This is a genomic window from Marinobacter lutaoensis, from assembly GCF_001981305.1.
Lineage (GTDB): Bacteria > Pseudomonadota > Gammaproteobacteria > Pseudomonadales > Oleiphilaceae > Marinobacter > Marinobacter lutaoensis.
Genome location: NZ_MSCW01000006.1, coordinates 248021 through 260454, shown reverse-complemented (window position 1 = coordinate 260454; position 12434 = coordinate 248021). Strand labels below are relative to the sequence as shown.

Genomic DNA, 12434 nt, shown 5'->3' with positions numbered 1-12434 from the left:
GCCCCCTCGTGCCTTGGCCTCGATCCCGTTACCATAGGCCATTCCAACACTGCGAACCGCGATCGAGGCAGGCATGTCGCTGAAGTACCGAATTATCCCCGTAACTCCGTTCCAACAGAACTGCACCCTGATCTGGTGCGAGGATACACGGCGGGCGGCCGTGGTGGACCCGGGTGGTGACCTGGAACGTATCCGCGCCGCGGTGGAGGCCGAGGGGGTGACCCTGGAAAAGATTCTGGTCACCCACGGCCACATCGACCATGCCGGCGGCGTGGGCACACTGGCCCGGACCGAGGGGCTGCCGGTGATCGGCCCGCACCGGGAGGACGCCTTCTGGATTCAGGGACTGCCCCAGCAGTCGCAGATGTTCGGGTTCCCGGCCGCGGAGGCCTTCACACCGGACCACTGGCTGGAAGATGGCGAGGAGGTCCGCGTTGGCAACCAGACGCTGGACGTGCTGCACTGCCCGGGCCACACGCCGGGGCACGTGGTGTTCTTCCACCGCGACTCGGGCCTGGCCCTGGTGGGGGATGTGCTGTTCCAGGGGTCCATCGGGCGTACCGATTTTCCGAAGGGTGACTACGACACGCTGATCCGCTCGATCCGGGGCAAACTGTTTCCGCTGGGCGACGAGGTCGCCTTCATCCCTGGCCATGGCCCCATGTCGACCCTGGGCCAGGAGCGGGCGACCAACCCCTTCGTTTCCGACCACCGGGGCTGATCACAGCCCCGCTTTTACTTGGGCAGGTTCAGCCGGAACTGGGCGATGGTCGCGCGCAGGGTTTCCGCCATCGCCAGCAGGTCACCGGCGATGCGCGCGGTTTCCTGAGCGTCGTTGGAGGTCTGCTCCGCTGAACGGCTGATTTCGATCACGTTGTGGTTGATCGACTCGGACACCTCGCTCTGTTCATTGGCGGCGCTTTCCATTTCCTGATTGAGATCGGTGATCTCGCGCACCGCCGCAGCGATGGTCTGCAGTTCAGTTTCCACTTTCAAAATGGCCTGCACCTGCTGCTCCGCCATGTCCGAAGCGTGGCGCATGGTCTCCACACAGTCCACCACTTCGGTCTTGAGGCCGTTGATGGTGTTGCGGATGTCCTCAGTGGAATCCTGGGTGCGGCGGGCCAGGGCCCGGACCTCATCCGCCACCACGGCAAAGCCGCGCCCCTGTTCACCGGCCCGGGCCGCCTCGATGGCGGCGTTCAGGGCCAGCAGGTTGGTCTGGTCGGCGATGTCGGAAATCACCTTGAGCATGTCGGACATCTGACTGGTGCGCTGGTCCAACTGCTCGATGCGGCGAGCGCCGTCCTGAACCTCGGTGTTCAGGGCCTCGATGCCCTCGACGGCGTTGCGAGCCAGGGATTCACCGGTACTGGCAGACTCAGCGGTGGCCATGGACTTGCGAGTGGTATTGATGGCGTTTTCCCGGACCTGAACCGCCGAGGCGGCCATTTCGGTGGTGGCACTGGCCACCTGATCGGTGTTGTCGCGCTGGGCCAGAACCTCACGCTCGGTGGTTTCCGCCTTGCGGGCAATGCTGCGGGCCGCCTGTTCCACCCGTTCGGCGTTGTCCATGACGGTGTGCATGCTCTCGCGGATCTTCGCCATCATGCGGTTGAAGGCGCGGGACACCGAGCCGATTTCATCGTTGCGGCGCACGTCCAGTTCGATGGTCAGGTCGGAATTCCGGGAGATCTCATCCATGCGATCATGCAGGCGCCGCAGCCGGGCAAACACCAGGCGGCTGAGCACCACGGAGGTCAACACGAAGATCACCAGGAACAGCACCACCTGGAAGCCGCCGCTGGTGAGCAGCTGGCGGCGCAGCTTGGCGTCGCTCTCGGCCAGGGAGTAATCGATCCGGATGGCCCCCAGGACTTGGCCTTCCTCAGCCTGGTGGCATCCCAGGCAGTTCACGCCCTGGTAATTCTCCCGGGCGATCACCGGTTCCACCAGGGTGTAAACCCGCCCTTTCTCGTTGCTGCTGTAGGACTCGACCCGCTGGCCGCGCAGGGCCTGCTCGTCCAGCGCATCCCGCTTTTGCTCGTAGTCGTTGCCGGCCCCGAAGGTCCGGTTCAGGTGCTCGCTACGGATCACCCGCACATCCAGAATGTCCTCGGGGGCCATGAACTTCTCGCGCAGAACCCCGCGGTTCCCGATGGTGCCGGTCACCATCATGGTGTTGAGGCCGTCGAAATAGGATTTGGCGAGGCCCTCCACGTACTTGTGGGTGAACGCCTCCAGGTGCTCGCGCTGGGAGCTGGCACTGTGCAGTACCGTCAGGACCAGGATCAGGGAGAAAGCCGCGGCCAGGGCCGCAAGCAGAAGAAACTGTATCGAGTGATGTTTTTTCATGGCTACCCAACAGCAACGCCGCCACTCCCGGCAGCTTGGACCGTGTTAACTGACTGTAGTTGTTGACGGCAAACCGACGTGGAACTTTAAGGAATTCTGTCGGTTTTTTTCATGACGCAGATCAGTCCAAGCGGCAAATTCAACCTGGCCCCAAACTTGCTTTTCCGAAGATAGACGACGAATGAGCAGCCATCAAACGGAGCGCCGCCGGAGGACACCATGTCTTCACTACTGACCTCCCTGATTCGGGCGGGCACGCAATTCCAGCAGGCTCTGGAAAAACGCAGCACCCGGACCGACACCCCCGCCGACACCCGCCAGGCCACGGCCGACGCCGCCGTGGAGACGGATCCGGCCAGCGCCGGCGACGACCGTTTCACGCCCACCGGCGCGGGCGCACCGGATCCATTCCGCCAGAAGGTACAGCGGCTGGCCCTGGCCGACTACAAGCAGACCCTGGGGAAAGATGTTGCCTTTGTCCGGGACACGCTGCGGCACAAACTTGCCGAATACAACGTGCACCCGGCCACCGCCCTGAGCGTGACCCGGCAGGCGGGAGGCGAGCTGGCGGTGGAAGGGAAGCTGCCGGACAGCACCCGGCGGCAGATCGAGACGGACCTGAACCACAACCAGGGGTTTCGCGAGGCCATCACGCGCCTGAGCGCCAGCGAACCGACGCTGCACTTCGTGGACACTGCCGTCAAGCTCAGTCAGGCCTACGGTGTCGGCAACACCCTGCTGGAAACCCTGGTCAGCGAAGACCAGCAGTTCAACGGCCTGCAGGACCTGGTGCACCGCTACCAGACCCTGCGCCGCAACGTGGAAAGCACCACCGGCAGCGCCTCAGACACCGCCTCCCGCTATGCCTTTAGCCTGAACGTCCGGGCCTGATCCGGTCAGCCTTGGAAGGGGGCCGGATCGCCCTTACCCACCCGGACCACCTGAGGCACATCACCGGTGAAGTCCACCACGGTGGTCGGCTCCAGGCCACAGAAACCGCCGTCGATGATCAGGTCCAGCTCGTGCTCAAGCGTTTCCCGGATGTCGTAAGGGTCGGTCATGGGTTCGGTGTCGCCGGGCAGGATCAGGGTACTGCTCATGATCGGCTCCCCCAGCTCACCCAGCAGCGCCTGCACGATCGCGTTGTCCGGCACCCGGACGCCGATGGACCGGCGCTTGGGATGCAACAGCCGGCGCGGCACTTCGGTGGTGGCATTGAGAATAAAGGTGTAGGGCCCCGGAGTGAACGTTTTCAGCAGGCGGTACTGGGTGTTATCCACCTTGGCGTACACACCGATGTCCGAGAGGTCCCGGCACACCAGGGTGAAATTGTGCTTTTCGTCCAGCCTGCGGATGCGCTTGATACGGTCGGACGCCGGCTTGTCGCCCAGATGGCAGCCAATGGCGTAGGCGGAATCGGTGGGATAGACGATGACGCCACCCTGGCGCAGGATTTCTACCGCCTGGTTGATCAGACGCTTCTGGGGCGTTTCGGGATGAATCTGGAAAAACTGACTCACGACTTGCCTCCCTGCTGACGGGCCGCCATGGCCGGATCCTTGCGGGAACCGCCCAGACACCCCGGTGACGCCGGCACCGACTCGCCGGTGGCCTGCCATTCTTCCGGCGTGTACAGGTGCAGGGCCAGGGCGTGCACCGGCCCGGCCAGCTCCTGCGCCAGCACCCGGTAAATTTGCTGGTGCCGCTTGACCCTGGAGCAGCCTTCGAAATCCGGCGACACCAGGGTCACCTTGAAATGGGTCTCCGAGTCCGGGGGCACGCTGTGCATGTGGCTCTCATTTTCCACCTGCAGCCGATGCACCTGAAACGCCTCGCTCAATTTCGACTCGATGGCACGTTGTACCTTCATCCGCTGTAACTCCCGTTGCTCAACCGCGGTCACGATCCGCACAGTCTACTACACCCGGCCCCCGCCTTGACACCGAGCCGCCAACGCGCCACATTCCCCCGCCTAACCCGAATCACCGAACGTCATGCGCCTTTACATCGCTGAGAAGCCCAGCCTTGCCCGAGCCATCGCCGCCGCGCTGCCCGGCCCCCACCAGAAGGGACAGGGCTGGATTCGCTGTGGCTCCGGCGACGAGGCCGCCACCGTCAGCTGGTGCATCGGCCACCTGCTGGAACCGGCCGAGCCCGGCCACTACCACCCGGGGTGGAAAAAGTGGCGGATCGAGGACCTGCCGCTGTTCCCCGAGCGCTGGGAACTGGTGCCCAAGGAAGGCGTACGCCAGCAGCTGGCGGTGCTGGAATCCCTGATCCGTCAGGCCGACCTGATCATCCACGCCGGCGACCCGGACCGGGAAGGCCAGCTGCTGGTGGACGAAGTGCTGCGCCACGTCGGCACCCAGGCTCCGGTACAGCGGGTCCTGATCAGCGACCTCACACCCGCGGCGGTGGCCCGCGCCCTGCGAGCCCCGAGAGACAACCGGGAGTTCCGGCGCCTGTCCCATTCGGCACTGGCCCGGCAGCGGGCCGACTGGCTGTACGGCATCAACCTGACCCGTTTCTACACCCTGAGCTACCAGCAACAGGGCGAACAGGGCGTCTACTCAGTGGGCCGGGTGCAGACCCCGGTGCTCGGTCTGGTGGTGGCGCGGGACCAGACCATCGAAAACTTCCAGGCCAAACCCTATTTCCGGATCGAGGCCAGCTTCCGGGCCACCGAGGAGGAGGATGACCCGCGGCCGTTCACCGCCCGCTGGCTGCCCGACGAGGCGTTCCAGGACCACCTGGACGAGGAAAACCGACTGCTCGACCGGGCACTGGCCGAACGGATTGCCGGCGAGGTTCAGGGCCGGCCGGGCGCCATTGTCGAATCCCGCTTCCGGGACCGGGCCGAGGCACCGCCCCTGCCGCTGTCGCTGTCGGCCCTGCAGATCGAAGCGGCGCGACTGTTCCGTATGGGGGCCAAGGAGGTTCTGGACACCGCCCAGAGCCTGTACGAACGGCACCAGCTGATCACCTACCCCCGCTCCGACTGCCGCCATCTGCCGGAAGAGCAGTTCCAACAGCGGCAACAGGTGATCAACGCCATCGCCCGGGTCGCCCCCGAGCTCGCCGGACCCTGTCAGAATGCCGACCTGGATCGACGCAGCGCGGCCTGGAACGACAAGGAAGTGGATGCGCACCACGCCATCATCCCGACCACCAGAAGCGCGGCCAGGGGCACGCTGACCCCGGCCGAAACCCGGCTCTACGACCTGATCAGCCGCTACTACCTGATGCAGTTTTCCGCCGACGCCATCCACCGGGAAGGACGATTGACGGTGCGGGTCGCGGAACACCGGTTCCGGGCATCGGAGTCCGCGGTGGCCGAGCCGGGCTGGAAAACCCTGGAGCTGAAACGCCGGGAAGACCGCAGCACGCCCGAGAAACCGCCCCTGCCCCGGCTGGACACCCGCGCCCCCGTGCTGTGCGAGCAGGCCGGGGTCAGTGACCACAAGACGCAACCGCCACAGCACTTCACCGACGCTACGCTGCTCTCGGCGATGACCAACATCGCCCGTTTCGTCGCCGATCCGGAGCTGCGCAAAACCCTGCGGGAAACCGATGGCCTGGGCACCGAAGCCACCCGGGCGGCCATTATCGAAACCCTGTTCAAGCGCGACTACCTGTTCCGGGAAGGCCGCTTCATCCGCGCCACCGACAAGGGCAAGCGCCTGATCGAAGCGCTGCCCGAATCCGTCGGCAAGCCGGACCGAACCGCCGTCTGGGAAGCCACCCTGGAGTCGATCCGGCGGGGCGAAGGCGACCCACGCGCCTTCCTGACCGCGCTGCAGGAGGAAATCCGGGAATTTCTGTCCACCCCCCGGGACAGCGCCGTTCCGGATCCGGCCGAGCCCGCGGCCGGCCCCCACTGCCCCAAGTGCCGGGCACCGATGGTGGAACGGGAAGGCCGGTTCGGCCGCTTTTACGCCTGCAGCCGATACCCGCGCTGCACCGGCACGCGACCGCTGGAAGACACCGCGCCCGAGGACGGCACCAGCCAGAAACCGGTCCCCTGCCCCCGCTGCTTTTCCCCCCTGGTGCGCCGGCAGGGTAAAAAAGGCTGGTTCTGGGGCTGCAGTAATTTCCCCGCCTGCCGACAAACGGTCAACGACCTCGAGGGCGTGCCCGATGTTCGTTTACGCAAGGCTACATAACGAAACGGAATCCCCTGTGTCGATCTGGGACAATGACTTGATACGGATTGGCGGACCGTATATCACCCTGTTCCTGTACGATGTCAGGCAGCGACCTTTCCCGGAGACTCCCGATGCGCATTGCTCTTCTTGAAGACGAACACGAACAGGCGCAGAACATTCAAGCCATCCTCGCCGACCGGGGGCATCATTGTGACAGTTTCCCCACCGGCCAGACGTTTCTGAGCGCCGTCCTGCACCGCAGCTACGACCTGCTGATCCTGGACTGGCAGATTCCCGACATGACCGGCATCGACGTGCTGCGCAGCGTCCGGGCCCATCTCAACTGGCCGATTCCGGTGGTGTTCCTGACCCAGCGCGACAGTGAGTCGGACATTGTCCAGGCCCTCGATGCCGGCGCCGACGACTATCTGGCCAAGCCGGCTCGGGCCGCCGAGCTGGTCGCCCGCATCAACGCCCTGGCCCGTCGCAGCAACCCGGACGCAGACAAGGAAGTGCTGACCTACGGACCGTTCGAGATCAACACCCAACAGCGCACCATCCGCCTGCACGGTGAAGAGCTGACCCTGACCGACAAGGACTTCGACCTGACCCTGTTCCTGTTCCAGAACCAGGGCCGCCTGCTCACCCGTGAACTGCTGCTGGAACGGGTCTGGGGACTGGCGCGGGACATCAACACCCGCACCGTCGACACCCACATGAGCCGGCTGCGCCGGCGTCTGGGCCTTAACCCGGAAAACGGTTTCCGCATCAAGACCATTTATCAGCGGGGCTACCGCCTGGAAGCCATTCAGGCGCCCCAGAAACACCCCGCCGACCATTCCCGGACCGCCGATGCCTAGCATGAGACACGGGCTGATTCTGGTATTGCTGGCGCTGCTGGCGACCCCCAGCCATGGCGAGCTGTCCATCACCCGGGGCTCAGCCGGTGCCCAACCTGTGCCGCAAACCGGCGGCACGCCCGAATGGGTCTACACCCTGAAACCGGGCGAAAGCTTTGGCGAAGTCGCCCAGCAGCTGCTGGCCGGCGGGCACGGCGAGGCCCAGCTGCGCCAGTACAACGGCATCGACAACGCCGCCGTGCTGGACGCCGGCGCCACCATCCGTATTCCCCTGTCCTGGCTCAAGCGACAGCCGGAACCGGCCCGCGTCACCGCCGTGTCCGGAACCGTGCAACGGGTGTCCGGATACGACCGGCGCAAATCCATCCTGAAGCCGGACACGCTGATTCGAGTCGGCGACGAAATCCTGTCCGGCGCCGGAACGGCCACCATCGTGCTGGCCGACGGTTCGGTGGTTCGACTGTCCCCGAACTCGCGCCTGCTGTTCAACCGACTGACCCAGTATGGCAAGTCCGGCATGGTGGACACCCGCCTCCGGCTGGACAAGGGGGAAGTCCACACCCGCGTGCAGCCGCTCACCGAGGACGGCGCGCGCTTCGAGATCGAGACCCCCTCGGCGGTGGCGGCCGTTCGCGGCACCGCCTTCACCCTGCAAACCGAAGCAACCGGCACCCACTTGCAAGTGACCGAAGGCGTGGTCGATTTCGGCAAGCCCGGCCGGACCCGCCGGATTCCGGCGGGCTACAGCGCCACCGTGGGCTCCGGCAGCGCCGGAGCGCTGGCCATCCGGCGGCTGCCACCGGCACCGGAGCTGGAGCCGCTTCCGGAAACCGTGGCCGAACTGCCCCTGAAACTGGCATGGAAACCGGCCGGCGCGCCGCTGTACCGCCTGGATGTCTTCGAGCAGGACACCGGACGCTGGATCGAGAATCGCAAGGTCAGCGGCTCCAGTTTCGAGCTCGGACTGCTGGATAACGGTCACTACGAAATCCAGCTGGCCGCTCTGGACAGCCACGGCCTGGCCGGCATCCCGGCGGTGGTTCCGGTATCGGTGGCGCTGCAGGCGCGCAAAGCAACGCTGGTGGCCCCGGAACCCGGCGCCACCGCTAACGACGACATGCCGGAATTCCGGTGGCAGTTCAACGGTCACAACGAGGTGGCACGGGTCGAGATATCCGAGGACGACAGCTTCCGCCAGCTCATCGCCACCAGCGAGTGGGCACCGGAGACGTCCGCCCTGCCCTCCCGGCCGCTGAGTCCGGGCCAATACTACTGGCGGGTGGTCACCGAAGCGGGCGGCACCTCGGTGGCCGCGTCCGAGCCCCGGACGCTGGTGGTCAACGGCAGCCTGCCGCCCACCCGCATCATCAGCGTCAACTACCTGGACAACCAGGTACGGATCTTCTGGGAAAAAGTGGATACCGCCACCGGCTACCACCTGCAGCTCTCCGAAGAACCGCAATTTCACAACATCATCAAGGAAGCAACGGTTACCGATACCACCGCAGCCTTGCGTCTTATTCCCGGAAGAAGGTATTTTGTGCGCCTGAAAGCCCTTTCGGACGGACCATTGACCAGCCGGTGGGGACCGGGGAGGGAGCTATACCTGGACTAGGCACGGCATCGATCAAGCAACGCAGCAGGGCTAATGAAGCGGGATTTTCCAATCATTCGAACAACGCCCTGGAGCCTGGGCCTGGTCCTTCTGGTGCTCCTGCTGCTGGTTCAAACTTCGACCCTCCCGGACCGGCTCGACAACTGGCTGTTTGACGCCTATCTGGTCAACCACCCCGCCACCCCCGCCAACGACGTGGTCGTGGTCGCCATCGACGAAATCAGCCTCGGTCACCTGGGGCGCTGGCCCTGGCCCCGCTCCATTCACGCCCAGCTGATCGACAAACTCCAGGCCGCCGGCGCCAGAACCATTGTGTTCGATGTACTGTTCCCGGAACCCTCGCCCCAGGACCCGATACTGGCCGGCGCTATGGCGCGCCACGGCAACGTTGTCCTGCCCGTGCACTTGGCCGAGCCCGGCCCACGGCAGCTGCTGACCGAGCAACTGCCCGCGCCCCAGCTGCTGGCCCAGGCAGCCCGGCTCGGGCATGCGCACGTGGAGCTGGACGCCGATGGCGTGGCCCGGGGCATCTATCTGTTCAACGGCCTGGGCGACACCCAATGGCCCAGCTTGGCTTTGGCGGCCCGGGGAGAGCGGCCCCGACACCCGTCCCGGGACGGCCTGGCCCCCTACACCAATGTCCGGGAGCAGTACCGGGCCGTCCCCCTGGCCGGCGGCGCCGGCTCGCTGCCGACCGTGTCCTACGTCCAGGTCCTCAACCAGCCCCCCATGCCGGAGTGGTTCCAGGGCAAAACGGTGTTTGTCGGGGCGACCGCCGCGGGCTTCGGCGATGTGCTGCCCACCCCGTTCTCCGGTCTCAGGCGCCCGATGTCCGGCGTCGAGTTCCACGCCAACGCCTATTCCGCCCTGAGCCAGGATCGGCTGATCCGTCCGGCGCCCCCCTGGGCCCCGCCGCTGCTGTATGCCGCCTGTCTGGCGGTACTCAGCCTGCTCCTGCCCCGGATCCGGCCGTCGCTCGCCTTCCCGCTGTGCCTGGGCGTCGGCGGCCTGGCGCTTGCGCTCTACCTGGCGGCCCTGGTGCTGTTTCAGCTCTGGCTGCCGGTAGCCAACGCACTGCTGATTCCCCTGTTTGCCCTGCCCGTGTCCAGCGGCCTGCGCCTGGCCCAGACCAACCGTTTCCTGAACCGGCAGCTGGACGAACTGGCCCGGACCCCACAGGTCACCCTGCCCTCCCCCGCCCACCGCCACCCATGGCAGTTGCTGGAACAGATCCAGGCCCTGGTACCGCTGACCGGCTGGCTGCTGACGGACGATACCGGCGTCGTGTCAGCCCGGGTACTGGGTCCGGCGGACATTGAGGGCCTGCCGCTGAGCCCCGGGCGCTGGCTACACCAGGACAATCGGAGTTTCATCCGGCTGACGCGCGGACACAAAACCTACACCCTTGGGCTGATCCTGCCGGACGACCTGAGCCGGGAAGCCATCCAGCAATACCTCCGCCGTCTGCGCCTGGAGGAACGGCAGGATCCGTCGCTGGGGTCGGACACCCGGGAAAACATCTCGGCGCGGATCGAGCGCCTGAAGGCGGCGACCCAGCGCATGGAACGCATGCAACAGTTCATCCGGCTGAGTTTCGAACGGATGCCGGATGGCATCATCGTCACCGATGAACTGGGGGTCATCCGCTTCGCCAACGGCCACATTGAGGAATGGTTCCACGAGCCGATGCCCAGCCTGACCGGACTGCCCTTGGCCCGCCTGCTGGAGGGCCACGACCCGCGGGAGACGCCCCCCTGGCACGAAACCGTGTCGGACACCCTGACCCTGCACCAGAGCCGGACGGTGGACCTGAGGATCCGGGACAAGGATTTCCTGATCCACTTCGCCCCGTTCCGGCTGCCCGACACCGAACAGCACGGCATCATCGCCAACATTTCCGACATTTCCGAACTGCGGGAGCAGCAGCGCCAGCACCGGGAAGCGATCGACTTCATCTCCCACGACGTGCGCTCGCCGCTGGTCTCCCAGCTGGCCCTGATTGAGCAGCTGAAGCGGGACCCGGCCAACATCGAACCGGAGCAGCTCGAACAGCTGGGCCGGCTGGCGCGCCGCAGCTACCACCTGGCGGAGGAGTTCGTCCAGCTCGCCCGCGCCGAACAGCTGACCGAGACCCGCTTCTACGAATGCGAGTTTCTTGCCATCGTGGAAAACGCCAGAGACAGCGTCAGCGAGCAGGCGATTGAGAAGAACATCCAGCTCAAGCTCCATGGCCTCGAGGATCTCTGGCTTCGGGGGAACCCGGAATTGCTGGAACGGGCCGTGATCAACCTGCTCACCAACGCCGTGCAGTACAGCCCCGAAGGGACCACGGTGAACATTCAGGTCTATCGGGCGGGCCACCTGGCCTGCCTGACCGTCTCGGACGAGGGCATGGGCATCGACCCGGAAGAGCTGCCGTACCTCTTTGACCGCTACCAGCGGCAAAAACGGAGCGAGCTGGCAGGCATCCACGGCACAGGGCTGGGCCTGTCATTCGTCAAGACGGTGACGGAGAAACATCGGGGGGAGATTTCGGTGACATCCGTTCCCGGCCAGGGAACCTCATTCACCATGAAACTGCCGGTTGCCGACCCCATGGCCTGAGACTGCGGACTTCAGGCTGGGAAACGGTCCGGTATCAGGACTGGATGGTCTTGCTGACGGCTTCCGAGGGTTCGCTCATCAGGCCGCTGGCATCCTGGACCTGAATGGTGAAATACCAAGTGCCCACATCCAGGTCTTCGATGGTGTAGGACACGCTGACCTGGCCACTCACATCGTCCAGGACCACGCTCTGGTCCAGATTGTTCGGGTCCTGGCCGTAGCGGATGGTATAGCTGATCAGCTCATTCGGACTGATCTGCTCCCCATTGACCCGGCGATCCGGCGCCAGCCAGCTCAGGGTTGCCGTCTTGTCCACAACGGCCGGAGAATCGCTTCCATTCGAACCACTCGTGTCACCCGAATCCACGGGTGCCGTGCTGGCTGTCGAGCCGGAGCTGCCGCCCCCGCCGCAACCCGTGAGCAATGCGCCGGCAAAAGCCACCGCCACCCACGTGCCTGACATTTTAATGACGCGATTCATGATCAGAACTCACCATTTTTTCGTCAATTTTGTGAAATTGTATAAAACGGGGAGCATTATGGATGTGAAGGCGGTCATCAACCAAATTAAGAATTTGTCAATTTTTCGACAGATATTGGCAACAAAAAACACGAACCGGCTGATTTTTCGGGCAATTTTTTGCCAGCCCCGCCCAGGAAGGGACATCGACGCCGAGGCAGGACGGCAACTCGGGTCCGTAAACGCAAAAAGCCGGACGCATGTCCGGCTTTTTGAATTGGTAGCGGGGGCTGGATTCGAACCAACGACCTTCGGGTTATGAGCCCGACGAGCTACCAGACTGCTCCACCCCGCATCAAACTTGGCGTTTTTCGGGGAACACCCCCCGTCAACGT

At 64.9% G+C, this 12434-nt stretch carries 10 protein-coding genes and 1 tRNA gene; 6 read left to right on the top strand and 5 right to left on the bottom strand.

Annotated features, from left to right (window positions below; all coding sequences use genetic code 11):
• Nucleotides 1-73 precede the first annotated feature (73 nt).
• Nucleotides 74-721 (top strand): MBL fold metallo-hydrolase, encoded by a 648-nt coding sequence (locus BTO32_RS09390; RefSeq protein ID WP_076724375.1) that lies wholly within the window; start codon nucleotides 74-76, stop codon nucleotides 719-721.
• A 14-nt stretch (nucleotides 722-735) separates the two neighbouring features.
• Here the strand turns inward: BTO32_RS09390 and BTO32_RS09385 are convergent, their stop codons facing one another.
• Nucleotides 736-2355, bottom strand: a complete 1620-nt coding sequence (locus BTO32_RS09385; protein ID WP_076724374.1) for a methyl-accepting chemotaxis protein — start codon at nucleotides 2353-2355, stop codon at nucleotides 736-738.
• Nucleotides 2356-2574: 219 nt separating this feature from the next.
• Here BTO32_RS09385 and BTO32_RS09380 point away from each other — a divergent pair, with 219 nt between their 5' ends.
• The gene (locus BTO32_RS09380; RefSeq protein WP_076724373.1) at nucleotides 2575-3246 is read left to right on the top strand and encodes a hypothetical protein; all 672 of its coding nucleotides are present in this window, start codon (nucleotides 2575-2577) and stop codon (nucleotides 3244-3246) included.
• A gap of 5 nt (nucleotides 3247-3251) precedes the next feature.
• Here the strand turns inward: BTO32_RS09380 and BTO32_RS09375 are convergent, their stop codons facing one another.
• Both BTO32_RS09375 and BTO32_RS09370 read right to left on the bottom strand, forming a co-directional pair.
• Nucleotides 3252-3875, bottom strand: coding sequence for an L-threonylcarbamoyladenylate synthase (locus BTO32_RS09375; protein WP_076724372.1), 624 nt, complete (start codon nucleotides 3873-3875; stop codon nucleotides 3252-3254).
• Nucleotides 3872-4225 (bottom strand): BolA family protein, encoded by a 354-nt coding sequence (locus BTO32_RS09370; protein WP_076724371.1) that lies wholly within the window; start codon nucleotides 4223-4225, stop codon nucleotides 3872-3874. Before BTO32_RS09370 ends, BTO32_RS09375 begins: the two co-directional genes overlap by 4 nt.
• 124 nt (nucleotides 4226-4349) lie before the next feature.
• Between BTO32_RS09370 and BTO32_RS09365 the strand changes: the two genes are divergently transcribed.
• From BTO32_RS09365 to BTO32_RS09350, 4 genes are all read left to right on the top strand, one after another.
• Nucleotides 4350-6518, top strand: a complete 2169-nt coding sequence (locus tag BTO32_RS09365; RefSeq protein ID WP_076724370.1) for a DNA topoisomerase III — start codon at nucleotides 4350-4352, stop codon at nucleotides 6516-6518.
• 113 nt (nucleotides 6519-6631) lie between these two features.
• On the top strand, nucleotides 6632-7360 hold the full coding sequence (locus tag BTO32_RS09360; protein WP_076724369.1) for a response regulator transcription factor: 729 nt from the start codon (nucleotides 6632-6634) through the stop codon (nucleotides 7358-7360).
• On the top strand, nucleotides 7353-8975 hold the full coding sequence (locus BTO32_RS09355) for a FecR family protein (RefSeq protein WP_076724368.1): 1623 nt from the start codon (nucleotides 7353-7355) through the stop codon (nucleotides 8973-8975). The genes BTO32_RS09360 and BTO32_RS09355 overlap by 8 nt, the downstream gene beginning before the upstream one ends.
• Before the next feature lie 33 nt (nucleotides 8976-9008).
• Nucleotides 9009-11579 (top strand): CHASE2 domain-containing protein, encoded by a 2571-nt coding sequence (locus BTO32_RS09350; protein ID WP_076724367.1) that lies wholly within the window; start codon nucleotides 9009-9011, stop codon nucleotides 11577-11579.
• A 34-nt stretch (nucleotides 11580-11613) separates the two neighbouring features.
• On the opposite strand, the gene BTO32_RS09345 is transcribed toward BTO32_RS09350, so the two are convergent.
• The gene (locus BTO32_RS09345) at nucleotides 11614-11895 is read right to left on the bottom strand and encodes a fibronectin type III domain-containing protein (protein WP_245820311.1); all 282 of its coding nucleotides are present in this window, start codon (nucleotides 11893-11895) and stop codon (nucleotides 11614-11616) included.
• 422 nt (nucleotides 11896-12317) lie between these two features.
• Nucleotides 12318-12394: transfer RNA gene (locus tag BTO32_RS09340), tRNA-Met, on the bottom strand.
• Nucleotides 12395-12434: the final 40 nt, after the last annotated feature.

Excerpts from the sequence above, each read along its gene's own strand:
- BTO32_RS09360 (WP_076724369.1), top strand. The coding sequence starts at position 6,632 with ATGCGCATTGCTCTTCTTGAAGACGAACACGAACAGGCGCAGAACATT.
- BTO32_RS09355 (WP_076724368.1), top strand. The coding sequence starts at position 7,353 with ATGCCTAGCATGAGACACGGGCTGATTCTGGTATTGCTGGCGCTGCTG.
- BTO32_RS09385 (WP_076724374.1), bottom strand. The coding sequence starts at position 2,355 with ATGAAAAAACATCACTCGATACAGTTTCTTCTGCTTGCGGCCCTGGCC.
- BTO32_RS09380 (WP_076724373.1), top strand. The coding sequence starts at position 2,575 with ATGTCTTCACTACTGACCTCCCTGATTCGGGCGGGCACGCAATTCCAG.
- BTO32_RS09370 (WP_076724371.1), bottom strand. The coding sequence starts at position 4,225 with ATGAAGGTACAACGTGCCATCGAGTCGAAATTGAGCGAGGCGTTTCAG.
- BTO32_RS09365 (WP_076724370.1), top strand. The coding sequence starts at position 4,350 with ATGCGCCTTTACATCGCTGAGAAGCCCAGCCTTGCCCGAGCCATCGCC.
- BTO32_RS09350 (WP_076724367.1), top strand. The coding sequence starts at position 9,009 with ATGAAGCGGGATTTTCCAATCATTCGAACAACGCCCTGGAGCCTGGGC.
- BTO32_RS09390 (WP_076724375.1), top strand. The coding sequence starts at position 74 with ATGTCGCTGAAGTACCGAATTATCCCCGTAACTCCGTTCCAACAGAAC.